General features: G+C 63.2%; 25 protein-coding genes. 17 read left to right on the forward strand and 8 right to left on the reverse strand.

Translation table 11 applies throughout. From position 1 onward, the window contains the following. The first annotated feature begins 1 nt into the window (after window position 1). Together ACGYK2_RS13665 and ACGYK2_RS13670 are read left to right on the forward strand one after the other, a co-directional pair. Complete coding sequence (locus ACGYK2_RS13665) at window positions 2-1,549, forward strand: alanine/glycine:cation symporter family protein (RefSeq protein WP_394374317.1); 1,548 nt, start codon at window positions 2-4, stop codon at window positions 1,547-1,549. Window positions 1,550-1,631: 82 nt separating this feature from the next. Beyond that, entirely contained in the window at window positions 1,632-2,225 is a 594-nt protein-coding gene (locus ACGYK2_RS13670) for a nicotinate-nucleotide adenylyltransferase (protein WP_271689921.1), read from the forward strand. Here ACGYK2_RS13670 and ACGYK2_RS13675 read toward each other — a convergent pair. Beyond that, a complete protein-coding gene (locus tag ACGYK2_RS13675) occupies window positions 2,217-3,050 on the reverse strand; it encodes a DMT family transporter (RefSeq protein ID WP_271688982.1) in 834 nt (277 codons plus the stop codon). The two genes, ACGYK2_RS13670 and ACGYK2_RS13675, sit on opposite strands and share 9 nt — an antisense overlap. Window positions 3,051-3,150: 100 nt before the next feature. On the opposite strand from ACGYK2_RS13675, the gene dacB reads away from it, so the two are divergent. Beyond that, window positions 3,151-4,764: a D-alanyl-D-alanine carboxypeptidase/D-alanyl-D-alanine-endopeptidase gene (dacB, locus tag ACGYK2_RS13680; RefSeq protein WP_394374318.1), complete on the forward strand. Its 1,614-nt coding sequence runs from the start codon at window positions 3,151-3,153 to the stop codon at window positions 4,762-4,764. Between the two features lie 7 nt (window positions 4,765-4,771). Here dacB and ACGYK2_RS13685 read toward each other — a convergent pair whose 3' ends face one another. Continuing rightward, complete coding sequence (locus tag ACGYK2_RS13685; RefSeq protein ID WP_067268129.1) at window positions 4,772-5,194, reverse strand: tellurite resistance TerB family protein; 423 nt, start codon at window positions 5,192-5,194, stop codon at window positions 4,772-4,774. A gap of 122 nt (window positions 5,195-5,316) precedes the next feature. Here ACGYK2_RS13685 and ACGYK2_RS13690 point away from each other — a divergent pair, with 122 nt between their 5' ends. The 3 genes from ACGYK2_RS13690 to ACGYK2_RS13700 all read left to right on the forward strand — a co-directional run bounded on the left by ACGYK2_RS13690 (window position 5,317) and on the right by ACGYK2_RS13700 (window position 9,808). Further along, window positions 5,317-6,897, forward strand: a complete 1,581-nt coding sequence (locus ACGYK2_RS13690; RefSeq protein WP_276154941.1) for a lysine--tRNA ligase — start codon at window positions 5,317-5,319, stop codon at window positions 6,895-6,897. 60 nt (window positions 6,898-6,957) lie between these two features. Next, window positions 6,958-7,371, forward strand: a complete 414-nt coding sequence (locus ACGYK2_RS13695) for a DUF4864 domain-containing protein (protein WP_271688986.1) — start codon at window positions 6,958-6,960, stop codon at window positions 7,369-7,371. 148 nt (window positions 7,372-7,519) lie between these two features. Next, window positions 7,520-9,808: a glycosyl hydrolase family 28-related protein gene (locus tag ACGYK2_RS13700; RefSeq protein ID WP_271688987.1), complete on the forward strand. Its 2,289-nt coding sequence runs from the start codon at window positions 7,520-7,522 to the stop codon at window positions 9,806-9,808. Window positions 9,809-9,867: 59 nt separating this feature from the next. Here ACGYK2_RS13700 and ACGYK2_RS13705 read toward each other — a convergent pair whose 3' ends face one another. After that, window positions 9,868-10,539 carry a hypothetical protein gene (locus ACGYK2_RS13705; RefSeq protein ID WP_271688988.1) on the reverse strand — a complete coding sequence of 224 codons (672 nt, stop codon included), beginning with the start codon at window positions 10,537-10,539 and terminating at the stop codon, window positions 9,868-9,870. A gap of 128 nt (window positions 10,540-10,667) precedes the next feature. After that, window positions 10,668-10,853, reverse strand: coding sequence for a PLDc N-terminal domain-containing protein (locus tag ACGYK2_RS13710; RefSeq protein WP_067268122.1), 186 nt, complete (start codon window positions 10,851-10,853; stop codon window positions 10,668-10,670). A gap of 181 nt (window positions 10,854-11,034) precedes the next feature. Here ACGYK2_RS13710 and ACGYK2_RS13715 point away from each other — a divergent pair, with 181 nt between their 5' ends. Together ACGYK2_RS13715 and ACGYK2_RS13720 are read left to right on the forward strand one after the other, a co-directional pair. After that, complete coding sequence (locus ACGYK2_RS13715) at window positions 11,035-11,391, forward strand: PRC-barrel domain-containing protein (RefSeq protein ID WP_067268120.1); 357 nt, start codon at window positions 11,035-11,037, stop codon at window positions 11,389-11,391. Window positions 11,392-11,623: 232 nt separating this feature from the next. Next, complete coding sequence (locus tag ACGYK2_RS13720; protein WP_271688989.1) at window positions 11,624-11,893, forward strand: GlsB/YeaQ/YmgE family stress response membrane protein; 270 nt, start codon at window positions 11,624-11,626, stop codon at window positions 11,891-11,893. Window positions 11,894-11,953: 60 nt separating this feature from the next. Here the strand turns inward: ACGYK2_RS13720 and uvrB are convergent, their stop codons facing one another. Continuing rightward, window positions 11,954-14,158: an excinuclease ABC subunit UvrB gene (uvrB, locus tag ACGYK2_RS13725; protein WP_271688990.1), complete on the reverse strand. Its 2,205-nt coding sequence runs from the start codon at window positions 14,156-14,158 to the stop codon at window positions 11,954-11,956. Window positions 14,159-14,245: 87 nt separating this feature from the next. Then, window positions 14,246-14,530 (reverse strand): antifreeze protein, encoded by a 285-nt coding sequence (locus ACGYK2_RS13730; RefSeq protein WP_271688991.1) that lies wholly within the window; start codon window positions 14,528-14,530, stop codon window positions 14,246-14,248. Window positions 14,531-14,671: 141 nt separating this feature from the next. Here ACGYK2_RS13730 and ACGYK2_RS13735 point away from each other — a divergent pair, with 141 nt between their 5' ends. Beyond that, window positions 14,672-14,983, forward strand: coding sequence for an ETC complex I subunit (locus tag ACGYK2_RS13735; RefSeq protein WP_067268114.1), 312 nt, complete (start codon window positions 14,672-14,674; stop codon window positions 14,981-14,983). Between the two features lie 240 nt (window positions 14,984-15,223). Continuing rightward, window positions 15,224-16,678, forward strand: coding sequence for a sodium:alanine symporter family protein (locus tag ACGYK2_RS13740; RefSeq protein WP_271688992.1), 1,455 nt, complete (start codon window positions 15,224-15,226; stop codon window positions 16,676-16,678). Window positions 16,679-16,736: 58 nt separating this feature from the next. On the opposite strand, the gene ACGYK2_RS13745 is transcribed toward ACGYK2_RS13740, so the two are convergent. Together ACGYK2_RS13745 and ACGYK2_RS13750 are read right to left on the reverse strand one after the other, a co-directional pair. Beyond that, window positions 16,737-18,119 carry an amidohydrolase family protein gene (locus tag ACGYK2_RS13745; RefSeq protein WP_271688993.1) on the reverse strand — a complete coding sequence of 461 codons (1,383 nt, stop codon included), beginning with the start codon at window positions 18,117-18,119 and terminating at the stop codon, window positions 16,737-16,739. Next, the gene (locus ACGYK2_RS13750) at window positions 18,119-18,814 is read right to left on the reverse strand and encodes a GntR family transcriptional regulator (RefSeq protein WP_271688994.1); all 696 of its coding nucleotides are present in this window, start codon (window positions 18,812-18,814) and stop codon (window positions 18,119-18,121) included. Before ACGYK2_RS13750 ends, ACGYK2_RS13745 begins: the two co-directional genes overlap by 1 nt. A 200-nt stretch (window positions 18,815-19,014) precedes the next feature. On the opposite strand from ACGYK2_RS13750, the gene ACGYK2_RS13755 reads away from it, so the two are divergent. The 7 genes from ACGYK2_RS13755 to ACGYK2_RS13785 all read left to right on the forward strand — a co-directional run bounded on the left by ACGYK2_RS13755 (window position 19,015) and on the right by ACGYK2_RS13785 (window position 25,956). After that, the gene (locus tag ACGYK2_RS13755; protein ID WP_271688995.1) at window positions 19,015-20,580 is read left to right on the forward strand and encodes an ABC transporter substrate-binding protein; all 1,566 of its coding nucleotides are present in this window, start codon (window positions 19,015-19,017) and stop codon (window positions 20,578-20,580) included. A 66-nt stretch (window positions 20,581-20,646) separates the two neighbouring features. After that, window positions 20,647-21,633 (forward strand): ABC transporter permease, encoded by a 987-nt coding sequence (locus ACGYK2_RS13760; protein ID WP_168613039.1) that lies wholly within the window; start codon window positions 20,647-20,649, stop codon window positions 21,631-21,633. A gap of 12 nt (window positions 21,634-21,645) precedes the next feature. Then, window positions 21,646-22,569 (forward strand): ABC transporter permease, encoded by a 924-nt coding sequence (locus tag ACGYK2_RS13765; RefSeq protein ID WP_168613040.1) that lies wholly within the window; start codon window positions 21,646-21,648, stop codon window positions 22,567-22,569. A 9-nt stretch (window positions 22,570-22,578) separates the two neighbouring features. Then, window positions 22,579-23,544: an ABC transporter ATP-binding protein gene (locus ACGYK2_RS13770; protein ID WP_394374319.1), complete on the forward strand. Its 966-nt coding sequence runs from the start codon at window positions 22,579-22,581 to the stop codon at window positions 23,542-23,544. Then, window positions 23,541-24,578: an ABC transporter ATP-binding protein gene (locus ACGYK2_RS13775; protein ID WP_271688997.1), complete on the forward strand. Its 1,038-nt coding sequence runs from the start codon at window positions 23,541-23,543 to the stop codon at window positions 24,576-24,578. Before ACGYK2_RS13770 ends, ACGYK2_RS13775 begins: the two co-directional genes overlap by 4 nt. 5 nt (window positions 24,579-24,583) lie before the next feature. After that, window positions 24,584-25,216, forward strand: coding sequence for a flavin reductase family protein (locus ACGYK2_RS13780; protein ID WP_271688998.1), 633 nt, complete (start codon window positions 24,584-24,586; stop codon window positions 25,214-25,216). Next, on the forward strand, window positions 25,216-25,956 hold the full coding sequence (locus ACGYK2_RS13785) for an aspartate/glutamate racemase family protein (RefSeq protein WP_209217105.1): 741 nt from the start codon (window positions 25,216-25,218) through the stop codon (window positions 25,954-25,956). The genes ACGYK2_RS13780 and ACGYK2_RS13785 overlap by 1 nt, the downstream gene beginning before the upstream one ends. The last annotated feature ends 8 nt before the right edge of the window (window positions 25,957-25,964 follow it).

Below are 25,964 nucleotides of genomic sequence, written 5' to 3' on the forward strand. Positions count from 1 at the left end.
CATGAACAAGTTACTGACCTTTGCGATGGCGGCCTTTGCGTCATTGCTGCCGAGCCTTGCCGCCGCGCAAGAGGCTGCGGGCATCGACCAACGTATCAACCAGATCTTTGCCGATTACACCGGCTGGTATGTGTCATTCATCTTTGCCCCGCTGCCGGGGACGAATTTCTCTTGGATCGCGCTTTGGCTGGTCGTAGGGGCCGTGGTCTTCACCGTCTATTTCGGGGCCATCCAGCTCAAAGGGTTCTGGCATTCGATCCAGCTTGTGAAGGGGGATTACTCCGATCCCGACGACGCGGGCGAGGTGAGCCATTTTCAGGCGCTGGCGACGGCGCTGTCGGGCACTGTGGGTCTGGGCAACATCGCGGGCGTCGCGGTGGCGGTCAGCATCGGCGGGCCGGGGGCGACCTTCTGGATGGTGATCGCGGGCCTGTTCGGCATGGCGACCAAGTTCACCGAATGTACGCTCGGGGTGAAATACCGTAACGAATTCCCCGACGGCCATGTCTCGGGCGGGCCGATGTATTACATCGTCAAAGGCTTTTCCGAGAGGGGCTTGCCACTGGGTGGCTTCATGGCGGTGCTCTTTTCGATCTTCACCATCCTCGGCGCGCTTGGCGGCGGCAATATGTTCCAAGCCAACCAAGCCCATGCCCAGCTTGCCGGTGTCTTGGGTGACTATCCGGGCTGGATCACCGGGGTTGTCCTTGCGGGCGTGACCTTTGCGGTGATCGCGGGCGGTGTGAAATCCATCGCGCGGGTGACTGAAAAGATCGTGCCTTTCATGGGCATCTTCTATGTGCTGGTCTCGATCCTGATCCTGATCATTAACTGGGATATGATCGGCTGGGCCTTTGGCCAGATCTTCATGGGCGCCTTTACCGGCCTTGGCGTGGTCGGCGGCTTTACCGGCGCGCTGATCCAAGGTTTCCGCCGCGCGGCGTTTTCCAACGAAGCGGGCATCGGTTCGGCGGCCATCGCCCACTCGGCGGTGCGCACCAAGGAGCCGGTGACCGAAGGTTACGTGGCCCTTTTGGAGCCCTTCATCGACACGGTGGTGATCTGCACCATGACCGCGCTGGTCATCGTAATCAGCGGTGTACTCAACCAAGACCCTGAAACCGGTCTCTACATCTGGAACGCCGAGGCGGGCCGGATCGCGACCGAGGGCGACGTGAGCGGCGTGGCGCTGACCTCGGCGGCCTATGCGCGGGCCTTCTCGTGGTTCCCGGTGCTCTTGATGGTGGCGGTGGTGCTCTTTGCCTTCTCGACCATGATCAGCTGGTCCTACTATGGCCTCAAGGCATGGACCTATCTCTTTGGCGAGGGGGCGGCGAAGGAGCTGACCTTCAAGGTGATCTTCTGCCTCTTCATCGTGATCGGCGCGGCGGCGAGCCTTGGGCCGGTGATCGACTTCAGCGATGCGATGCTCTTCTCCATGGCGATCGTGAACATCATCGCGCTCTACTTCCTGATGCCGATCGTGAAGCGCGAGTTGAACAGCTATGTCGCGCGGCTGCGTTCGGGCGAGATCGTGAAGCACAAGTAAGGGCTTCGCATTGACAAAGGGCTGCAATGCCCCTCCTTTGGCCCCTGATTTCGGATCGGGGGCCATTTTCTTGCGTAATACCATGCCATTCGCCACCAAAGGGCAGGTCGTGGGCCTGTTGGGCGGGTCGTTTGACCCGGCGCATGAGGGGCATGCGCATATCACCCGTGAGGCGTTGAAACGGTTCGGGCTGGATCGGGTCTGGTGGCTTCTGAGCCCCGGCAATCCGTTGAAAAAGCATGGCCCGGCCCCCATGGCGCAGCGCATGGCGCGGGCGCGGGCGGTGATGGATCACCCGCGGGTCGAGATCACGGGGATCGAAGCACAGTTAGGCACCCGTTACACAGCTGAGACGCTGGCCGCGCTGCGGCGGCACTATCCCGGGGTGCGGTTCGTCTGGCTGATGGGGGCCGACAACCTTGCGCAGTTCCACCTCTGGCAAGACTGGCGGCAGATCATGGAGACGGTGCCGGTGGGCGTGCTGGCGCGGCCTGGGCAGCGTATCTCGGCCCGGATGAGCCGGGCGGCGGCGCTTTATGCGCCCTACCGGATCGCGGGGCGGAACAGCCAGTTGCTGGGCCGGGCCATGGCGCCGGCGTGGTGTTTCGTCAATGTGCCGATGGTCGATGTCTCTTCCACCGCATTGCGGGCCGCGGGCGGCTGGCGCTCAGCGTAGCCGGGCCGAGGTGATGCCCGCCGTGATGATTACTGCCAGCCCCGCCCATGTCAGCGCATCGGGCAGGGTGCTGAACAAGAACAGCCCCAGCAGCACCGCCGCGATCAGTTGGAAATAGACCAACGGCGCCAGCCGCGTGGCGGGGGCTCGGCGGTAGGCATAGAGTAGCAGCAGATTGCCCAGCATCGAAAACAGCGCGCTCGCGGTGGCCAGCCCCGCGACGGGCAGGGTGGCTTCGGGCAGGTTCATCAACCCCAAAGGCAGCAGCATCATCGCGCTCATCGCCAGTTGGGTGAAAGTCAGCGCCAGCGGCGGGGCGAGGTCAGACAGCCAGCGCGACATAGTGAGAAAGACGCCGTAGAACAGCCCCGCGGCCACGGCAAAGAGCAGCCCCGGCCCGCCCGTGCCACCGCCCAGCCCCGGGCGCACCACCAGCAGCACGCCGCAAAAACCCAGCAGGATCAACGCGCTGCGCAGCAGGCTGATGCGCTCGCGCAGAAAGATCGCGGCCAGCAGGTAGCTGATCATTGGCCCGATAAAGAAGGCGGCGAAGACATTGGCGATCGCCTCGGTCCTGAGCGCGGTTTGAATGCAGGTGATCCCCAAGGCCAAGGTGCCGGCCCGCAGCCAGAGCCGCCAATCGCGCATCAGCCCCCATGTGCCACGGGGCAGGAACGGCAGCACCATCAGCGCCCCGATGGCAAAGCGCGACCATGCTACAAAGACCGGTGCCACCCCCATGCCAGAGGTCAGGATTTTACCCGCGCTGTCCCCTGCGGGGATCAGTGACATGGCGATGAACATGATCGGAATAGCGCGTTGCATGACGTTGGGCTAGCAGGTCGGCGGTTTTGTGCAACCGCGAAAGCTCCACCCTTGTCAGACCGGTTGTGGCCGAACGCCGCTTGGGGTTTATATCAAGCCCATGAGCCAGAGTTTTTCACGACGTTTCACACGCCGCATTTTCCTTGGGACGGCTGCCGCTGCGCTGGCGGCGGCCTCTGCTTGGGCCGAGCCGCCGACCACTTCGTTGCGCCCCGTGGGGCGCGATGCCGACCTGTATAAACAGGCCATTCCCAATGTGTCCGAGATCATCGCCGACAGCGGGATCACCGGCACGGTGGCCTTTGCCGTGGTCGACGTCGACACCGGCATCTGGCTGGAGGCGTCCAACGCCACCGATGGCATCCCGCCCGCCAGCAGCATCAAGGCGATCACCGCGCTTTATGCGCTGGATCAACTGGGGCCGGATCATGTGTTCGAGACGCGCCTTTTGGCGACCGGCGGTGTCGTCGATGGTGAGGTGCAGGGCGATCTGATCCTCGTCGGTGGGGGGGATCCGACCCTCGACAGTGACAATCTGGGGCAGATGGCCGAAGACCTGAAAGAAGCGGGCATCATCGGCGTGAAGGGCGGTTTCAAGGTCTATGAGGGCGCGCTGCCCGCGACCTTTGCGATTGACCCCGAACAGCCTGACCATGTCGGCTACAACCCCGGCGTCTCAGGCATCGCGCTGAACTACAACCGCGTGCATTTCGAGTGGAAGCGCAGCGGCGACGGCTATGACGTGACGATGGAGGGCCGCGCGGCGCGCTATGCCCCCGCCGTGCGCGTCGCCACGATAGAAGTCGTGGACCGTAGTGGGCCGGTTTATACCTACGAAAACCGGCCTGAGCGCGATGTTTGGACGGTCGCGGAAGGGGCCTTGGGCTCTGGCGGGGCGCGTTGGCTGCCGATCCGGCGGCCCGGTGTCTATGCGGGCGATATCTTTGCCACCATCGCCCGGAGCCATGGCATCAAACTGGGCGATGCGGAGCTGATCGAGACGCTGCCAGAGGGCGAGACCCTCGTTACCCACCGCAGCACCAAGCTGCGGCCCATCCTCAAGGACATGCTGAAATACTCCACCAACCTCACCGCCGAGATGGTCGGCATGGCCGCCAGCGCCAAACGGTTGGGCGCGGTGCCCAGCCTGCGCGCCTCTGCTGCCGAGATGAACAAATGGGCGATTGAGGAACTGGGCATGGAAAACCCGGCGATGATCGACCATTCCGGCCTTGGCGATGACAGCAAGATGACCGTGCATGACATGGCCGGGGGGCTGGCGCGCATCCACGGCACGGGGCTGCGGCCTATTCTCAAACCGGTCTATCTGCGCGATGATCGCGGTCGTCCTGAACGGGATAATCCGATTGAGATCGACGCGAAGACCGGCACGCTGAACTTCGTCTCGGCGCTGGCCGGGTTCCTGACCACACCCGAGGACCGGGTGCTGGCCTTTACGATCCTGACCGCGAATATCGAGGAACGGGCCAAGATCAGTCGGGCCGAGCGAGAGCGTCCGCCGGGGGCGCGGGCTTGGAACGCGCGGGCCAAACGTGTGCAACGTGGGCTGCTGGAGCGGTGGGGCCTGTTGTATAACGTCGCCGTGAAGCCCGAGCCGGAGGGCGAAGCCGCGCCTAAGACGCCAGCTGCGCCCGACCCTGATGCCGAAGCCGAGGTCGGGGCCGAGCCGGCAGTCGCGCTGGAAGAGTCCTAACCCGCGCTCAGGTCAGGTGCCGCGCCCGCGCGCCGCGTTCGATCGCGGCGGCGTGGAGCCGGTCGATGTTAAGCTCATAACGGATTTCTTCGAGCAGGCGCAGCTCGGCCTCGTCCAGCGTGCCATCGGCGGCGGCCACATCGCAGGCCAGCGCATAGGCCGTTTCATGCAAACGCTCCGGCAGGGCCTCGCGGATCAAGCCAAAGAGGGCATCCAATCCGTCCTCCTGTTCGAACAGGTCAAAGACCGTTTTGCCAATCGTCGAGACGCGATCATTGTCATAGCCCGAGAAGACCGGCAGCAGGTTCAGCGCGGATTCGATTTTGACCAGTTCGGCGGTGCGGATGTCCTCATCCGAGGCCGAGACCGCGATCATCAGCGCGACAAGGCTGTCTTGGGCGCTGAGCGAGAGGGAAGATGTGTCGGGCATCGCGGTATCCTTTGCACAGGTATGTTGCGGTGCAGAATATTGACCCTCAGGAAGTGAAGCAATAGGAACGGGCGACCCCGTGCGCATTGGGCGCAGGGACGCCAAAAGATGGATGATCTGACATGTCCGAGACCCGAGCCGCGGCACTCAGCAGCAAAGCATGGCCCTTTGAAGAAGCGCGCCGGGTGCTCAAACGCTATGCCAAGAAGCCGCCAGAGAAGGGTTACGTCCTGTTCGAGACGGGCTATGGCCCCTCGGGCCTGCCGCATATCGGCACCTTCGGCGAAGTGCTGCGCACCACGATGATCAAGCGCGCCTTTGAAGAGATCAGCGACATCCCGACCAAGCTGGTGTGTTTCTCGGATGACCTTGACGGTATGCGCAAGGTGCCGGGCAACGTGCCGCAGCAAGAGATGCTGGCCGAGCATATGCACAAGCCGCTGACCTCCGTGCCAGACCCTTTCGGCACGCATGAGAGCTTTGGCCATCACAACAACGCCATGCTGCGCCGCTTCCTCGACACCTTCGGTTTTGAGTACGAGTTCTATTCCGCGCGCGAATTCTACCGCTCGGGCCAGTTCGACGAGGTGCTGCTGCGCGCTTGCGAGAAGTACGACGAAATCATGGCGGTGATGCTGAAGTCCCTGCGCGAAGAGCGCGCGCAAACCTATTCGATCTTCCTGCCGATCCACCCCGAGACGGGGCGCGTGATGTATGTGCCGATGAAGGAGGTCAACGCCAAGGACGGCACGATCACCTTTGACGACGAGGACGGCAACGAAATGACGCTGCCGGTCACCGGTGGCAACGTGAAGCTGCAGTGGAAGCCTGACTTCGGCGCCCGCTGGGCCGCGCTCGACGTGGATTTCGAGATGTACGGCAAGGAGCACGCCACCAACACGGCGATCTACGACCGCATCTGCGAGATCTTGGGTGGCAAGAAGCCCGAGCATTTCAGCTATGAGTTGTTCCTCGACGAGAACGGGCAGAAAATCTCCAAATCCTCGGGCAATGGCATTTCGATCGACCAGTGGCTGACCTATGCCAGCACCGAGAGCCTGTCGTATTTCATGTTCCTCAAGCCGAAGACGGCCAAGCGCATGTATTTCGACGTGATCCCCAAGGCGGTCGACGAGTATCACCAGCAGCTGCGTGCCTATGAGACGCAGGACGTGAAGGCGCGGCTGAATAACCCCGTCTGGCACATCCATGGCGGTGATGTGCCGAAGTCGGACATGGTGGTGCCCTTCTCGATGCTCTTGAACCTCGCCTCCGTGTCGAGCGCCGAGGACAAGTCGCAGCTTTGGGGTTTCATCCAGCGCTACGCGCCCGAGGCCACGCCCGAGACCAACCCGGGCATGGATGCCGCGGCGGGCCACGCGGTGCGCTATTTCAACGACTTCGTGAAGCCCACGAAGGTGTTCCGCGCGCCCACCGAGCTTGAGCGCGAGGCGCTGGAAGACCTGCGCGACCGGCTCAAGGTTTGGGACGGCGGGCTGGATGCCGAGGCGCTGCAAAGCATGGTCTTTGCCGTCGGCAAGGAGCGTTTCGACCCGCTGCGCGACTGGTTCAAGGCGCTGTACCAAGTGCTTCTGGGCGCCGATCAGGGGCCGCGGTTTGGCGGCTTCATCGCGCTTTATGGCGTGGAAGAGACCGTCGCGCTGATCGACGATGCGCTGGCGGGCAAGCTGACCAGCGCGTGAAACTTTTGCCTCTGCCCTTGCGTGACTTAGATCATTCAGCAAGGGCAAGGGGGAAAGGCAATGCGCAAAGGGATGTTCACGTTTTTCGGAGGGCTGGTGTTATCGGCCCTCCTGAGCTTTGGCGCGATGGCGCAGCAGGCTGAGATCGAAGAGACGATCAACCGCCAGTTCGACGCTTTTCGCGCGAATGATTTCGCCGCCGCATTAGAATTCGCCACGCCGAATTTGCAGCGCTATTTCCAGACCCCTGAGAACTTTCGCAGCATGGTGAGCAATGGCTACCCGATGGTGCAGAACCCGGCGGAGGTGCGGTTCCTCGACCGGCGCGCGGATGGGGCGCGTTTTTATCAGGTGGTGCAGGTGGTCGATCCTCAGGGGTTCACGCATTTGCTGGGCTATCTGATGGAACGGACAGAGGCAGGCTGGCGCATCGGCGGGGTGCAAATCCTCGACGCGCCGGGGGCCAATGTCTGACCATTGTTGCGCCGCCTCCGCGCGGCGGGCCAAGTGTGGGTTAATGCATCGTTGATACTTCCCTGACCTCGCGGTTCGGCCCTCGCCGAGCCTGAGCAGTTGAGCGGCGCGCCCCGGTGGGAGGTGCGGACCGGGGAAAGGAAAAGCGATGAACAAGGCGATTACCGATGGCGTGGTGTTGATGCCCACCCCCTTTGCGGCGGGGCTAAATGTCTGGTCGAGCGGCGACGGCACGCCGGGGTCGGACACCTATGAGAACGCGGCCAATGCCGCCTTTGTCCCCGCGGATCAGGATTTTGGCGGGGCGCTGGAACTGCTAAAGACGCAGGCCACGCAGCGGCTGCGCTACATGGGGCAGACCCCGCTGCTGCCGGGCTGCTATCTGCGGGTCACGGCGCGGGTGAAGGCGGTGAGTGGCAACCTGCCGACGGTGCGGATCGCAGGCTATCCGGCGCAGGCGGGCGGGGGCCGGGTGAGCGGCGTGACAGAGGCCGGGCCGGCGGTCACGCTGACGGCCTATGGCGAGGTGGTCGAGGTCAGCGCGATCATCGGCAGCGGCGACCGCGGCGGGGTCGATATGGTCTGGGGCACCGGGGCCGTCTATGGGCATTTCGGGCTGGACCTGACCGGGCCGACGGGCGGCGTGGTGCGGATCGACGATATCGTGATCGAGGATGTCACCTCGGTCTTTCTGCGGGACATGCTGGCGCAGGTCGATGTGCGCGACTTTGGTGCGGTGGGCAACGGGGTGAGCGACGATACCGCCGCCTTCGAGGCGGCAAATGCCGCCGCGGCGGGGCGCACGGTGCTGGTGCCTGCGGGGAACTACCTGCTGAACGGGGATGTGACCTTTGACACGCCGGTCAAATTCGAGGGCCATGTGACCATGCCGGTGGGGGCGGTGCTATTGCTGCGCCGCAATTTCGATCTGCCTAGCTATATCGAAGCCTTCGAGAATGAAGAGACCGCTTTTCTGAAAGCCTTTCAGGCGCTTTTGAACAACGCGGATCACGACTCGCTCGATATGGGGGGGCGCAAGGTGAATGTGACCGGGCCGCTCGACATGCAGGCGGCGGTGCCGGACAAGACCAGCTATGCCACCCGTCGGGTGATCCGCAACGGCCAGCTTGAGGCCGCGTCGAGCAGCGCTTGGGACACGGTGGTGGTGACCTCGCAGGCGCGCTATGCGGCCGCGGACGCGCGCAAGCTGACCAATGTGACCAATATCGCCAATGTGCCGGTGGGCGCACTGGTTGAAGGGGCCGGGGTGGGGCGCGAGATTTATGTGCGGTCCAAGAATGTCGCCACGCAGGAGATCACGCTCAACGCGCCGCTTTACGACGCGGAAGGGACGCAGAATTTCACCTTCCGCAAGTTCCAATACATGGTGGATTTCAGCGGCTTCGCCTCGCTGTCGAAATTCGTGCTCGATGATATCGAGTTCCAGTGCAACAACCGGTGCAGTGCGATCAACCTCGCGCCCTCGGGGCTGATCTTTCACCTGCGGGACTGTTTTGTCAGCCGCCCGAAAGACCGTGGCGTCACCTCGATCGGGGGCGGCTGTCAGGGCATGTTGATTGACCGCTGCCAGTTCCTGTCGGCGGAGGATGCGCTGACGGTGCCGAACCGGACCTCCATCGCGCTTAACACCAACGCCAACGACGTGAAGCTGCGCGACTGCCGCGCCACCAAGTTCCGTCATTTCGCGCTGCTGGCGGGGGGCAACAGCATCGTGACGGGCAATCACTTCTTTCAGGGGGATGCGGTCGACAACGGTGTGCGCTCGGCGGGGCTGATCCTTGCTTCGGCCCATACCAGCGCGGTGGTGACTGGCAATTACGTCGATAACTGCTTTATCGAATGGACGAATGAGCAGGACCCGACCCCGGCCTTCACCACGGGCTATTCGTTCAGCGCGCTCAGCATCAGCGACAATATCTTTCTGTCCGGGGAGGTGGCCCCGTGGTTCAGCTATATCGTGGTTAAACCGCATGGTGCGGGGCATTTCCTGAGCGGGGTGACCATCACCGGCAACCGGTTCCGCAGCCTTAACGGCAGCATCGACCGGGCCGAGCGGGTGGATACGACCTTTGCCGATCTTAACCTGTCGCGGTGCAAGAACGTGGTGATGAAGGGCAATTCCTTCCATGCGGTGACCACGCAGGTTGAGAATATGGCCGAGATCGAGTTCACCCAGTCGACCCCGTCAGAGACTTGGGTGATTGATACCGCTGGGCATCTGCCGTTCGAGGGGCAAGCGCTCAACAGCGATGCGGTGGTGGCCCATGGGGCGATCCGCAACGGCAACAACGTGGCGCAGTTCGACATGCCTTATGTGAAACACGCGGAAGGGCCAGACCGGGATCAGTTGCACGTGGTTTGGCCGACGCCGGTGAAGGGCAAGGTCTCTGTCATGGTGCGGATGGACAACCGCTGACCGTGGCGCTGCGCTGAGGTGTGAAGAGGCCCTGCCGGAGATCGGCGGGGCCATTTGTTTTAGAACTCCCGCCAGAGGCTGAGGGTGAGGGCCGAATTCTCTGGCGCGTCGAAGGGGATTTCGCTGCCCAATTGCAGACGGTATTTGGTGAAGCTGGGCGACAGGACGATGGAGGGGGCGAATTTGGCATAGGTCTCACCCCCGGTGTAGGTGAGAAAGACCTGCGCCATTCCGGTGGTCACGGGGGTGAAGTCGAGCCCCACGGTGCTGTCGATCTTAATGACCTCTTGCGAAAAGCCGAACTCCCACCTTGCGGAGGCATCGACGGTAAGCCAGCCATTCCGTTCGCCCAAGGTGAAGCCGCGGCCCCAAGACAGCCCGGCCCTGAGGTGGGGCGAGATGAACTCCCCCGACCAGCTTGCCCCGGCGCCAATGTCATAGGCCCAGCGGCCCGTGTCACTCGGCTCTCCCAAGGGGAAGCGCAGGAAGACGGTGGCATGGCCGCTTTGCAGGCCAAAACGGCTTTGTGCGGTGTTGAGGTCGAAGCCGAGTGTGAGCCGCTCGCGCAGCCCGTATTCGATATAGGTGCTTTGGGAGAGGTCGTAGAAGTAAGTCGCCGAGAAGGAGCTTGAGATGAAGGTCGTGCCTTCCTCGCGCAGCCACGGCCCGGCGTGGGCGGCGGTGGGGCTGAACTGGCAGGCCAGCAGGGTAAGGCAAAGGGCAGATCGCATGGCAGGCTCCTGCTGCGATCTTGGTTAATAGCGGTTAACAAATCGTTGCTTGCCGGGAGGAAGGTGAAAACCCGGCGCCGAGGGCACCGGGTTTCGCAGTTGCTATGTCAGGGTCGCCCGGCGTGGGCTCAGACGTGGGCCTTGTTGCCGCGGGGGCCTGCGATGAGCCAGACGATGAAGCCCAGCACCGGCAGGATGATGATGCCCAAGACCCATGCGATCTTGGCCGCGCCCGAGGCGCTGGAGGTGACGACCTGATAGATGGCGTAGATGTCGGCGATGAGGATGATGAGCCCTAAAAGTCCATATTCCATTGTTTGATCCCTCTCGAATGGGTGCGTGTCTATTGAGTGATCAACCCAAGCGCGCGCCCAATTGTTCCCGGACCGCGCCGCGCTGGGCCTAAGCCGATCCCCGCCGGTCTGCCCGTATTGCGGGAACCGGTGCCGCCTGCCTTGGGTTTTGTTGGTACAGCAATCATGAGAGGAACAAGCCATGACTGACACGACAGCACCCGCATCGCTGGTTTCTTCGGACAACGTGAACGGCACCGCCGTTTTCGGCGCAGATGGGACCGAAATCGGCCATATCGACCACCTGATGATCGACAAGAAATCCGGCAAGGTCGCCTATGCCGTTATGGGCTTCGGCGGCTTTCTGGGGCTCGGGGAAGAGCATTATCCGGTGCCGTGGAACGCGCTGAACTATGACCCCTCGCGCGATGGTTTCATGACCAACATCGACGAGGCCACAGTCAAAGGCGCGCCGGAGCGGACCGAGCAGTGGCACAGCGACCGCGCGTGGCAAGAGCGGACGTTCGATCACTACGGCGTGCCTTATTACTGGATTTGATAGGCGCTCTAGATGGTTAAGGGAGGCGATGACGCCTCCCTTTAGCTGTGGCGATAGTCTGCGCAGCCCATTGTTTTCGCGCAGCGGATCGGGTCTGATGAGAGTGCGGCTGGTTTGGCCGTGATTGGAAAGGAACCCCGATGCGCCGAATGATCGCTCTCGGCCTGCTGCTGACCCTTGGAGCATGCGGCGTGCCATTCGTACCCTTCATTTGATTTAGGAGAACCCTTCGATGGAAGCCTTTCTTGATACGCTTGGCGCGGTGGCGCTGATCGCGCTCGTGGTGGTCGGGCTTGCCGCCGGGGCCATTGCCGGGGCCGTGGCGGGCCGGAACCGAGTTCTTTACCTTGGTCTGGGGGTCGTCGGCGCCGTGGCGCTGCCCTTCATCCTTGCCGCGCTGGGCGTGACAGTGGTGGCCGCGGGGGGCTTGCTGTTGCTGCTGGTCGTCGCCGCAATCGGTGCGGCGCTGGTGTTGGCCTTGGTGGCGGCGCTGCGACGGTAGCTGCGGCGTTTCGGTGCTGGATTGTGTAGGGGCCACCCTGAGCAGGGCGGCCCTTTTTCTTTAGCGTTTACGGCGTTTTACATTGCCGCCGCGCATCCCGCCGCGGCCTGAGGTGCTGCGGCCCGAGGCTTGCTGCGCGGCATCGACGGCGCGGTCGACTGCCTGCTGGCGCGCCATCGGATCGTCGGCGACGGCAAGGTCCACAGCCTCCAGCCGTTTGACCTCGTCACGCAGGCGCGCAGCCTCTTCGAACTCTAGGTTCTCGGCGGCCTTGCGCATATCGGCGCGCAGCCCGTCGAGCACGGCTTGCAGGTTGCCGCCCGCCATCGGCTTGTCGACCTTGGCGGTGACGCGGTTCATGTCCACGTCGCCCTTGTAGAGCCCGGCGAGGATGTCCTCGACGTTCTTTTTCACCGTGGCGGGGGTGATGCCGTGTTCCTCGTTATAGGCGATCTGCTTGGCGCGGCGGCGCTCGGTCTCGCCCATTGCGCGCTCCATCGAGCCGGTGATGCGGTCGGCATACATGATCACCCGGCCTTCGGCGTTGCGCGCGGCGCGGCCGATGGTCTGGATCAGCGAGGTCTCCGAGCGCAGGAAGCCTTCCTTGTCCGCGTCCAGAATGGCGACCAACCCGCATTCGGGGATGTCGAGCCCCTCGCGCAGCAGGTTGATCCCGATCAGCACGTCGAAGGCGCCTAGCCGCAAGTCGCGCAGGATCTCGATCCGCTCGATTGTGTCGATGTCGGAGTGCATGTAGCGCACGCGGATGCCCTGTTCGTGCATATATTCGGTGAGGTCTTCGGCCATGCGCTTGGTCAGCACGGTGCAGAGCGTGCGGTAACCGTCGGCGGCCACTTTGCGCACCTCATCGAGCAGATCGTCGACCTGCATCTCCACGGGCCGGATCTCGACCTTGGGATCCAAGAGGCCGGTGGGACGGATGACCTGTTCGGTGAAGACGCCGCCCGATTGCTCGATCTCCCATGCCGCCGGGGTGGCGGAGACAAAGACCGATTGCGGGCGCATGGCGTCCCATTCCTCGAACTTGAGGGGTCGGTTGTCCATGCAGGAGGGCAGGCGGAAGCCGTGTTCGGCCAGCGTGAACTTGCGCCGGTAGTCGCCCTTGTACATGCCGCCGATCTGCGGGACCGAGACGTGGCTTTCATCCGCGAAGACAATAGCGTTGTCGGGGATGAACTCGAAGAGAGTGGGGGGCGGCTCGCCCGGGGCGCGCCCCGTCAGATAGCGCGAGTAGTTCTCGATCCCGTTGCAGACGCCGGTGGCCTCCAGCATCTCGATGTCGAAGTTGGTGCGCTGCTCCAGCCGCTGCGCCTCCAGCAGCTTGCCGTCGGCGACAAGCTGGTCAAGCCGGGTGCGCAGCTCTTTCTTGATGCCCTGAATGGCCTGCTGCATCGTCGGCTTCGGCGTCACATAGTGGCTGTTGGCGTAGACGCGGATCTGGTCGAATGTGTCGGTCTTCTCGCCGGTGAGCGGGTCGAACTCGGTGATGCTCTCCAACTCCTCGCCAAAGAACGACAGCCGCCAAGCGCGGTCATCAAGGTGGGCGGGGAAGATCTCCAGACTGTCGCCGCGCACTCGGAAAGAGCCGCGCTGAAAGGCCGCGTCGTTGCGCTTGTACTGCTGGGCCACCAGATCGGCGATGACCTTGCGCTGGTCGTACATGCTGCCCGCTTTCAGGTCTTGGGTCATCGCGCCATAGGTCTCGACGCTACCGATGCCGTAGATGCAGGAGACCGAGGCCACGATAATCACGTCGTCACGCTCCAAAAGCGCGCGGGTGGCGGAGTGGCGCATCCGGTCGATCTGCTCGTTGATCTGGCTCTCCTTCTCGATGAAGGTGTCGGAGCGCGCGACATAGGCCTCTGGCTGGTAGTAGTCGTAGTAAGAGACGAAATATTCCACGGCGTTGTCCGGGAAGAAGCCCTTGAACTCGCCGTAAAGCTGCGCCGCCAGCGTCTTGTTGGGGGCAAGGATGATGGCGGGGCGCTGCGTCTCTTCGATGACCTTGGCCATGGTGAAGGTCTTGCCCGTCCCGGTGGCGCCCAGAAGCACCTGATCGCGCTCGCCCGAGTTCACCCCTTCGGTCAGTTCCTTGATCGCCGTGGGCTGGTCGCCCGCCGGGTCGAATTCGGTGACCAGTTTGAACTTATGGCCGCCCTCCAGTTTGGGGCGGTTGCGCACGTCTGGGGCGGGGTTTGCCAGCATCGGCATCCCCTCGGTCTTGTCGGAATGGGCATAGGGCATCGCGGGTATCCTTCGTCAAGCTTCCCATAGGTGCCCTCTTTCACGCGGGGTTCAAGGGGCAGGGGGCCGCGAAGGGCGCATTTGCCGCTACTTCATCAGCCGTTTGCGATTCTGTCGCACCTTGCGGGCTAGAGGGGCGAGCGAGGCGTCCATGATCTGATCGGGGCGTTTGCCCAGCATCATGGCCTGCGTCCCGGCGGTGAAGGCTTTGAATATGGCCGGGCCTTTCTCGGCCACCATGCGGTTGTTCTCACCGGGGCGGGCGGGCAGCGCGCCTGCCATGCCCAAGAGGCGCAGCGACATTACGATCTGGGTTTCCACCGCAAGGGCGGCGATCTGGCTTTGCAGGGCGAAGAGGGCGAAGGGGGTCATATGGAATACTCCAACGGGGTGGTCCTGATGTAGTCTCTGCACCGCAGCATGGTAGGGTTTATTTGCGCGGGCCTGCATTCCCTTGCCCCTTGGCACGGAATATTAGATAAAGCCCGAGGTTATTGAAGCGAGAGTCCCGAAATGCGCGCACGTATCTATCAACCCGCCCGTACAGCGATGTCCTCCGGCACGGCCAAGACCCGTGTCTGGCTGCTTGAGTTTTCGCCCGCGGAAGCGCGCAGGGTCGATCCGCTGATGGGCTGGACATCTTCCGATGATACGCAAAGCCAAGTGCGCTTGCAGTTCGACACCCGCGAAGCCGCCGAAGAATACGCCCGCGATCATGGCATCGACGCGCAGGTGCAACTGCCCAACAAGCGCAAGCCCAACGTCCGCCCCGGCGGCTATGGCGAGAATTTCGCGACCGGCCGCCGTGGGGCGTGGACGCACTGAGGGTGTGAAGACTGGGGGTGTGAAGGTGGTCGCTTGCTTGCGCGGGCCATGCGCCCGCCCTTCGGCCCGCGCCAGTATTCATCTGACCGCGTAGCAGGTAGCACCACATTTTCGCGCGGTGGCGTGCAGCCCTGCGGCGATCGATACTGACGCCCGCCGGGCGTTTTCATTTCGGTTTAAAGCTTTCCCTTGTCTGCCGACGCGTTAGTTGTTGAACATGCAAACGAGGGGGACAAGAATATGACCGCAATCGTCGATTTCCTGAACACCGTCTTATGGGGCTACGTCCTCGTATATGGCCTGCTGGCTGTCGGGCTTTACTTCACCTGGCGCACTGGTTTCTTGCAATTCCGGCATTTCGCCGAATTCTTTCGCGTGGTCAGATCCTCGCGTGACACTTCCGCCGCGGGCATTTCACCATTTCAGGCGCTGACGATCTCTCTCGCCAGCCGGGTCGGTACGGGCAACCTCGCCGGGGTGGCCGTGGCGATCTATCTCGGCGGGCCGGGGGCTGTGTTCTGGATGTGGGTTGTGGCGCTCGTCGGCATGGCGACGGCCTATGCGGAATCGACCTTGGCGCAGCTTTACAAGGTTCGGAACGCGGATGGGCAATACCGTGGCGGGCCGGCCTTCTACATGTCCCGGGGCATCGGGTCGAACGCCATGGGCTATGTCTTTTCGGTCTGCCTCATCATCAGCTTCGGCCTGATCTTCTCGGCGGTGCAGGCAAACTCGATCTCCGTCGCGATGGAGGAAGCCTTTGCCATTCCCAAACTCGTCACCGGCCTTGTCGTCGGCGGTTTTGCGGGCATCGTCATCTTCGGCGGGATCAAATCCATCGCGCGGGTCGCGGAAAAGATCGTTCCCGCTATGGCCGGGCTCTATATCGTCGTGGCGTTGCTCGTCGTGGTTCTGAACATCGCCGATGTGCCCGCCATGCTGGCCCTGATCGTCAAATCGGCCTTTGGTTTCGAAGCGGCGGCAGGCGGCTTTACGGGGGGCTTCATGGTGGCCCTGCTCAACGGTGTGAAGCGCGGTCTGTTCTCGAATGAGGCGGGCATGGGCTCGGCCCCGAACATCGCCGCCGTCGCGGTGCCCGATCCGCACCATCCGTCCAGTCAAGGGCTGGTGCAGGGGCTTGGCGTCTTTATAGATACGCTGGTGATCTGCACGGCCACAGCGCTGATGATCCTGCTCTCGGGCGTGGTCGACCATTCCGAAGGTGCGGCGACCGGCATGGCGCTGACCCAGATCGCTCTGGAGCAGCATATCGGCGCATTCGGCCCGATCTTCATCGGGATCGCCATCTTGTTCTTCGCCTTTACCTCGATCATCGGGAATTATTCCTATGCCGAGAACGCGATGGAGTTCCTTGGGATGGGCAAGCGGATCCCGCTTCTCGTGCTGAAGGCGCTGGTGATCGCGATGGTGGTCTGGGGCTCGTTGCAGGCGGTCACGACCGTGTTTAACTTCGCCGATGCCTCCATGGCGCTGATGGCGACGGTCAACCTGATCGCTATCCTGATCCTGTCCAAGACCGTTGCCAAACTCACGCGGGATTATTTCGCGCAGCGCAAGGCGGGGAAGGAGCCGATGTTCAGGATCGCCGAATATGCCGAGCTTGGCGATGGCGTCGACCATACGATCTGGAACAGCAATGTTGCCCGTGAAACGGAAGGCGCCAAGCCCGACTGAACGCAAGGGAAGGCGAGGGGGTGACCCCTCGCCTTTCCCCTTTCGCGCGTGATTTCCGTTATTCTGTGAGAAGATGCGACAGGTCGCAGCGGGCGAGGGCCGCGTTCAGTTCCCCCGCAGCGGCATCGAGTATGCCGGCTTCGTCCAGTGCCGTTTTGCGGTCTCTCATGCGGACTTCCCCATTGACGATGACCGTATGTACATCCGCGGCATTGGCGAATTGCGCGACCGTGGTCAGGGGCATCATCGGCGGGTAGAGATGCGGTTTGCGGCGGTCGAGCATGACGATATCCGCCTTCTTGCCCGGTTCGAGTGAGCCGAGGTCCGCATCCATCCCAATCGCCTTGGCGGCGTCGATGGTGCACATTTCCAGCACGTCACGCGGCATCATCACCTCCGGGTCGCGGAAGTGGCGGCGGTGGTAGTGCAGGCATTGGGCCATGTGGCGGAACATGTCATAGCCCCGGTCCGGCGCTGCGGCGTCCGAGCCGAGGGCGACGTTCACCCCCATCTCGCGCAGTTCGGGCGCGGGGCAGCGGCCCAGAACCGACATGATGGCCGAGGGGTTGTGAACGATCGACGCGCCGCTGCGTTTGGCCGCGTCCATATCCTCGGGGGTGAGGTCGACCGAATGGGACAGATAGGCCCATGGGCCGAGGATGCCGAGGTCTTCGGCCAGCGCGATGGAGCCGGACCGGTGCCCATCCTGAGTGAACAGCAGCCCATGTTTTTCACGCAGGTCCATCGCGGCGCGGCACATCGCGCGGATGTCCTCCGGGGCCTGCGCAAAGTCCTCGGGCGAATAGACCGGCATGATGAGGCAGACCCCCGCGCCATCGTTCAAGAAATCCCCGTTGGTTTGCGCGAGTTCACCGCAGACCTCTAACTGATCCTCGAAGGACAGGCTGACCTCCCGGTCAAGGTCCAGACTGCGGTAGGGCTTGGGGAAGGGGCGGCGGTTCAGGCCCGCGGCCAGCATCGTTCGGATGCCGATCTCACGCGTGGCATCGCAATGCAGATTGCCCGCTTCGGCCGTATCGGTGCGGTAATGATCCGCCCCGCCGCCGAGCAGCATCGTGCAGGTGGTGATCCCCGCCTTCAGCCGCTCAAGCCCCGAAAGCCGGGCTTCGGCCTGCCAGAACGCGGGGGTGGAGCCGCGGGTGTAGATCGTCTCGCAGGCCTGAAACCACGCATCGCCATCGCCGCTGCCCAGGTTGCGCGTCAGCCCGTGGCCCGCATGGGCATGGCTGTCGATCAGCCCCGGAAGGGTGATCATATCGCGCCCGTCGATCACCTCGGCGGTCTCGGGGAGGGGCACATCGCCCGCGGGGCCGACGGCGGTGATACGGTCGTTTTCGAACAGCACGGTGGCATCGTCGATGATACGTCGCTCCGCGTCCATCGTGATCGCGGTGGTGTGGATGATCGCATGGCTGGTCATTACAGGTCCTCGCTCAACGCGGCCCCGAGGACATCGTCCTGCGCCGCAGCGCCGTCTTGCGAGGCTTCAAGTTTCAAAGTGCGCTCCGCTTCCAGAAGGTGGGCTTCCATCTCCATCATCGCGGTTTCGAAATCCCCTGCTGCGAGGGCCGCGACAATGGCGGCATGTTCGTCCGGGCCGCATTGCGTATCGCATTTCGGTTTGAACACAGCCGTGACCAAGGTGCTTTTTGAAACGAGGTCGCGCAGGATATCGGCCAAGAGGGGAGAGGCGGCGAGTTCGGCCAGCAGCATATGAAAGGCGCCCGAGAGCCGGATGATGCGCGCCGTGTCTCCTGCTGCCAGCGCTTCGCGTTCTTCGGCGATATGGGCTTCCAAGGCGGCCAGTTTCTCTTGCGCGCCGTGTTTCTTCAGCGCTTCGATCACGCCGCGTTCCACGACGCGGCGGGTGAAAAAGACATCGCGGGCTTCGTCGACCGATGGTGTGGTGACAAAGGCGCCGCGGTTCGGGATGTGGCTGACCAACCCGTCATGGGTCAGTTGGTCCAATGCCCGGCGAATGCGCGGACGGCTGGCGCCAAAGATTTCGCACAGCCGTTCCTCTTTCAATCGCGTGCCGGGCGGCAGGCGACGTTCGGCGATGGATTTCCAGATCCGTTCATAGATCTGCTTCTCCGTGAGCTTTGCTCCTGTCACCTATCGGCCCCCCTCAAATCTTTATTTACTGAATTTGCCTCAATAGTCGTCGAAACGCCCGATAAAGTGCAAGCAATTTATGTCAGCACAGATTGTTAACAATAATTGTAGACAGAAAAATGGAATCGTGCCAGCCTAGCTTTAGTCGCTGTGATGCAGGTCCGCTGTGCTCGCAGGGCGGCACGAACAGGGAGATAACAATGACACCGCGCAAATTTCTATTCACCTCGGCTCTGGCGCTCAGCTGTGCCAGCATGGCGCAGGGCGAGACCTTCCGTCTTGGCACCAATGGCGACCTTTACGGTCTCGACCCGCATTCGATGACCGACAGTTTCACCGTCTCATTCTTGAACCACGTCTATGAGGCGCTGGTCCGCTACGACGCCGATCTCAAGATCGAACCGGCGCTCGCCACCAGTTGGGAACAGATCGACGAGACCACGGTGCGCTACAAACTGCGCGAGGGGATCAAGTTCCACGACGGGCAGGATTTCTCAGCCGAAGACGTGGTGGCATCGGTCAAACGGGCCGCACATGAAGATTCCCCCATTCGCGGCAATATCGCCGGTCTGGTCGATGCCAAGATGGTCGATGAGATGACTGTCGATCTGATGCTCGACGGCCCGAACCCGCTTTTGAACAACTTCCTGACCAATGTGCTGATCTTCGACAGCGGCTGGCTTGAAGAACATGACGCGCTTGACCCGATCGACGCGCAGAAAGGCGAAGAGGGCTACACCACCTCCAACGCCAATGGCACCGGCCCCTTCCGCTTTGAATCCCGTACCCCGGACGCGCAGACCGTGCTGACCGTGAACGACGATTGGTGGGACGAGCCGCAGCACAATCTGACCCGGATCGAGCTGAACCCGATCAATTCGGACGCGACCCGTGTCGCGGCAATGCTCTCGGGGGAGCTGGACATGATCGTGCCCTCGCCCTTGCAAGACGCCAAGCGGATCGAGGCCACCGAGGGCATGCATGTGCTCGAAGCGCCGGGCCTGCGCGCGATCATGATGGGCATCAATATGTCCGACACGTCGAACAACCCCAACCAAGACGACAACCCGCTGCAAAAGGTCGAGGTTCGTCAGGCGCTGGTTCATGCGATCAGCTATGACCTGCTGCGCGAGAAGATCATGCGCGGCAAATCCCGCAACCTCGGCGGTTTGCTGGCCCCGCAGGTGCCGGGCTTTGACGAAGGGGTCGATGAAATCCCCGCCTATGATCCCGAAAAGGCCAAGCAGATGCTGGCCGATGCCGGATACCCCGAAGGCTTCAGCCTGAACATGAACTGCCCCAATGATCGCTACGTCAACGACGCGGCGATCTGTCAGGCGCTGGCGGCGATGTTTGCCCGCGTCGGCGTCAAGGCAGACCTCACGGCAGAGACCAAGGCGATCCATTTCGAGCGCGCCCGCGCCAATGAGACCGACATGTTCATGCTGGGCTGGGCCACGCTGCCGATGCTCGACGGCTTCTCGGTGCTCTCGGCGATGCTGCACACGCCCGAAGGGCAGATGGGCACATGGAACCCCGGCGGCTACTCCAACCCCGAGGTTGACCGTCTGACCAAGGCCGTGGCGACCGAGCTGGATGCCGAAAAGCGGATGGAGATGATGGTCGAAGCCTTCCGCATCGCCGATCAAGAGGTGGCATGGTTGCCGCTGCACGCCCAGCCCCTGTCCTGGGCCGCGCGCGATGCCGTGAAGATCCCTCAGACCGCAGACGACAAGCCGCGCCTCTGGCTTGCCCGGATCGAGTAACCTGCCCCCGGGCGGGCGCCCCTCCTCACGCCCGCCCACCGATAACCTTGCCAGCCGGAGGCCAGCATGTTCGCCTTTCTTATCCGCCGCATCATACAGGCCGCGCTGGTGATGCTCGTCGTCGCCTCGATCGCCTTTCTGATGTTCCGCTTTCTGGGTGACCCGATTTCCAACCTTCTGCCCGAAGATGCCACCGTGCAGGACCGCGCCGAAATGCGCGAGAAGCTGGGGCTCAACGACCCCGTTCTGGTGCAATACGGGCGTTTCATCGCAGATGCGGCGCAGGGCGACTTTGGTCAGTCCTATCGCAACAACCGCCCCGTCTCGGACCTTCTGGCCGAACGCTTTCCCGCCACCGCCGAACTGGTCTTGGTCGCCGCCGGTCTGGCGCTGGCACTTGGGGTGCCCTTGGGCATCTATACCGCCCTCAACCCGCGCGGCTGGCTGAGCCAAGGGTTGCAGGTGATCTCGCTCCTGGGGATCTCGGTGCCGACCTTCGTCACCGGCATTCTGCTGATCCTCGTCTTCTCGGTCTCGCTGGGATGGCTGCCAAGCTTCGGGCGCGGCAAGGTGGTCGATCTCGGCTGGTGGACCACGGGATTCCTGACGGTATCGGGCCTCAAGGCGCTGATCCTGCCCGCGATCATGCTGGCGCTGTTCCAGATGACGCTGATCATGCGGCTGGTGCGGGCCGAGATGCTGGAGGTGCTGCGCGCGGATTACATCAAGTTCGCCAAGGCCCGCGGCATCCCGAACCGCATGCTGCATTTCAAATATGCGCTGAAGAACACGCTCATCCCGGTGATGACGATCTTTGGTCTGCAACTGGGGGGGCTCATCGCCTTTGCCATCATCACCGAGACGGTCTTTCAATGGCCGGGGATGGGCTTCTTGTTCATTCAGGCGGTGAACTTCACCGATGTCCCCGTGATGGCCGCCTATCTGGTGCTGGTGTCCTTCATCTTCGTCGTCATCAACACGCTGGTCGACCTTTTGTACAATGTCGCCGACCCGCGCCTGCGGGCCGAAAGAACGCCCGCGCGCGGCGTCTGAGGAGGTTTCCCTATGTCAAACTTCATGCCCATGCTCTATGCCTTCTGGGACAGCGATATCACCTACAGCTTCCGCAAGTCGCGCGTGGCGGTGATCTCGGCGCTGGTGCTGCTGGCGATGTTCCTCACGGCGATCTTCGCCCCCAGCCTTGCCCCGCAGGACCCGTTCAACATCGCCGAGCTGGACCTCTTCGACAGTGAGTTGCCCCCGGCCTGGGCCGAGGGCGGCAGCGCCGCCTACCTGCTTGGCACCGACACGCAGGCCCGCGATGTGCTCTCGTCGATCATGTACGGGATGCGGATTTCCCTGCTGGTCGGTTTCGCCAGCGTGATCCTTGCCGCCGTGATGGGCGTGGCGCTTGGCCTTTTGGGCGGCTTTCTCGGCGGGATCGTCGATGCGGTGCTGATGCGGATCGCCGATGTGCTGCTAAGCTTTCCGCCGATCCTCGTGGCGCTTTTGATCAACGGCATTCTGCGCGGTGCGCTGCCCAGTTCGGCGCAGGCCGAGTCGGCGCTCATTGTGCTGATCCTGTCGATCGGGCTGACCAACTGGGTGCAATACGCCCGCACCGTGCGCGGCTCGACCATGGTGGAGCGCCGGAAGGAGTATATCGAGGCGGCGCGCACCTTGGGCACCGGCAAGCTGGCAATCATGATCAAACATATCCTGCCCAATGTGCTCGGCCCCGTGCTGGTCATCGCGACGATCAACCTCGGCATGGCGGTGCTGACCGAGGCGACGCTGAGCTTTCTCGGTGTCGGCATGCCGCCCACCCAGCCCTCGCTCGGCACGCTGATCCAGATCGGCAACGAATTTCTGTTCTCGGGCATCTGGTGGGTCGTCGTCTTTCCCGCCGCGGCGCTGGCGATCCTTGTGCTGGCGGTCAACTTGCTGGGCGACTGGCTGCGCGATGCGCTCAACCCCAAACTGCGCTGAGGTAATCCCATGTCACTTCTCGAACTGGACAACATCGTTGTCGAATTCCCCACCCGGCGCGGCCCGCTGGAGGCCGTCAAGGGGCTGAGCCTCGACCTCGACGAAGGCGAGATCCTTGGGCTGGTGGGTGAATCCGGCGCTGGCAAGTCGATCACGGGGGCCGCGATCACCGGGTTGATCGAACCGCCCGGCCTGATCCGCTCGGGCGAGGTGCGGCTGCGCGGCGCGCGGATCGACAATCTGCCCGCCGACAAGATGCGCCGCATTCGCGGTAAGGAGATCGGCGCGATCTTTCAAGACCCGCTGACCAGCCTGAACCCGGTCTATACCGTGGGCGAGCAACTTGTCGACACGATGCGCGTGCATCTCGGCCTCGACCAGAAGACCGCCCGCCAGCGGGCCATTGACTGGCTGGCCGAAGTCGGCATCCCGGCCCCCGAGGCGCGGCTTGACCAATATCCGCACCAGTTCTCGGGCGGGATGCGGCAGCGGGTGGTGATCGCGCTGGCGCTCTGCGCCGAGCTCAAGCTGATCATCGCGGATGAGCCGACCACGGCGCTCGACGTCAGCGTGCAGGCGCAGATCCTTTCCCTGCTGAAGCGGCTCTGCCGCGAGAACGGCACGGCGGTGGTGCTGGTGACCCACGACATGGGCGTGATCGCCGAGACGGCGGACCGCGTCGCGGTGATGTATGCCGGGCGGCTGGTCGAGATCGGCGATGTGAAACAGGTCATCGAAGAGCCGCTGCACCCCTATACCCGCGGCCTCATGGCCTCTATCCCGCAGATCGGCATTCGCGACCGGCGCCTCACGCAGATCGAAGGCGCCATGCCCGGGTTGCGCAACCCCGCGCCCGGCTGCGCCTTTGCACCGCGCTGCCCCCGGGCGATGGACCACTGCCACAGCATCCGCCCCGCGCCGCAGGACGCCGGCACCGGCCAAGTCGCCTGTCACCTTTACGGAGAGACGTCATGACCCCGCAGATCACCCCCGACGACATCCTCAGCGTGCAGAACATCTCGAAACGCTTCGACGTGTCCGAACCCTTCCTCAACCGGCTGCTGGAACGCCGCCCGCGCCGTATCCTGACGGCGGTGAACGACATCAGCTTTGAGGTGCCGCGCGGCAAGACCTTTGCCGTGGTGGGCGAGTCGGGCTGCGGCAAATCCACCGTGGCGCGGCTGTTGATGGGATTGCACAGCCCGAGCGGCGGCACGATCCGCTTTGAGGGGGACGACATCACCCATATGCCTCCCGGCAAACCCGCCGCCCTGCGCCGTCGAATGCAGATGATCTTTCAAGATCCCTATGCCTCGCTCAACCCGCGCTGGCGGGTGCGCGACATCATCGGCGAGCCGCTTAAGAACTTCGGCATCTGCAAGACCCGGGCCGAGGTCACCCGCGAGGTCGAGAAACTGCTGAGCCAGGTCGGTCTGAACCCCGCCGATGCCAAGAAATTCCCGCATGAGTTCTCCGGCGGCCAACGCCAGCGCCTGTCCATCGCGCGGGCGCTTACGACACGCCCCGAACTGCTGATCTGCGACGAGCCGACCTCGGCGTTGGATGTGAGTGTGCAAAGCCAGATCCTCAACCTGATGAAGGACCTGCAAGACGAGTTCAACATGAGCTACATCTTCATCAGCCACGATCTCGCGGTCGTCTGGTACATGGCGGATGTGCTGGCGGTGATGTATCTGGGCAAGATCGTAGAGGTCGGCCCGAAAGAGGAGATCTTCGGCAACCCGCAGCATCCCTACACGCGCCTGCTGATGGAGACGGTGCCCAAGCTGACCGTGGGCGGCGCCGAACGCGCGCCCGTGGCAGGGGAGGTGCCGAACCCGATCTCGCCGCCGCCCGGTTGCGCCTTTCACCCGCGTTGCCCGATGGCGAATGATACCTGCCGGAGCGTGGCCCCCGCGCTCAACCTGCGCGAGGGCGGGCAGAAGTCGGCTTGTCACGCGGCGGACGAGGGGCGGCTGAAGCCGTGGCTTCGTTTGGCGGCGGAGTAGGGGGGATGGAGTTCGATTTCACCACCCTGCCAGAACGCGACCGCTACCGGCTGCTGTCGAGCTTCGTGGCGCCGCGCCCCATCGCGCTGGTCACCACGTTGAGCGCCGATGGTGTGCCCAATGCCGCGCCGATGAGCTTTTTCAACGTCTTCTCGCAGGAGCCGCCGATCGTGATTCTCGGCATCCAGTGCCGTCCCGATGGCAGCATCAAAGACACGGTCACCAACATCGACCGGCGTCAGAGCTTCTGCGTCAATATGGTCGACATGGCGCTGGCCGAGGCGATGATTACCTGCGGGATCAGCTATGAGCCGGACGTGGATGAGATCGCGACCGCCGGGCTGACCATGACCCCCGCCAGCCAGATCGACGGTGGCTGGATCGCGGAAAGCCCCTGCGCAATGGAATGCGTGGTCGAAGAGACCATCCGCTATGCCCGGCGCGAGATCATTCTGGGCCGTGTCGTGCAGATGCATGTGCGCGACAACTGCCTTGACGAGGCGGGCCGCTATGTCCGGCCCGAAAATTATCAGCCCATCGCGCGGCTGCATGCCGACAATTACATCACCTCCGACCGGCAGTTCGAACTCAAGGTTCCCGAGACGCCGCCGGTTGGCGTGACACAGAAAGCCAATTGATGAAAATTCACCTGATCAATCCAAACTCGACCGCGGGCATGACCGAGGCCATCGCCCGCACCGCCCGCGCCCAAGCCGGGCCGGGGGTCGAGGTTGTTGCCGCCACCGCGCGGGCGACACCGCCCAGCATCGAAGGCTATGCCGATGAGGCGCGCGCCGTGCCCGCCATGCTCGACGCCATTCTTGAGGCCGAAGCGGCAGGGGCTGCGGCCCATGTGATCGCCTGTTTCGATGATCCCGGTCTTGATGCTGCCCGGGCCGTGGCCAAGGGGCCGGTGATTGGTCTGTGCGAAGCCGCGCTCATTGCAGCCGGGCGGATCGCCAAACGCTTTTCGGTCGTCACCACCTTGCCCCGGGCCGTGCCGATCATCGAAGACCTTGGCGACCGTTACGGCTGTGGCCGTGCGCTTTGCGCCGTACATGCCGCCGACATCCCGGTGCTCGACCTCGAATATGCGCCGGTGCAGACCCTGCCGCTGATCGCCCGCAAGATCCGCCAGACGGTCGAGGAAGACCGGGCCGAGGCCGTGGTGCTGGGCTGCGCGGGCATGAGCGCGCATTTGGAGCAATTGGGCCGCGACGCGGGCGTGCCGGTGATCGACGGTGTGGGCTTTGCCATCCGCATGGCCGCTGGCCTTGCCGCGACCGGGCTGGTGACCGCCAAGACCGGCGCCTATGCCCTCCCGCGGGTCAAGCAAGTCGCCGCACCGCAAGCGCGTGTCGCCCCTCTGACACGATAGACAGGACA

The organism is Sulfitobacter sp. 1A10359, assembly GCF_043558145.1.
Taxonomy (GTDB): Bacteria; Pseudomonadota; Alphaproteobacteria; order Rhodobacterales; family Rhodobacteraceae; genus Sulfitobacter; species Sulfitobacter faviae.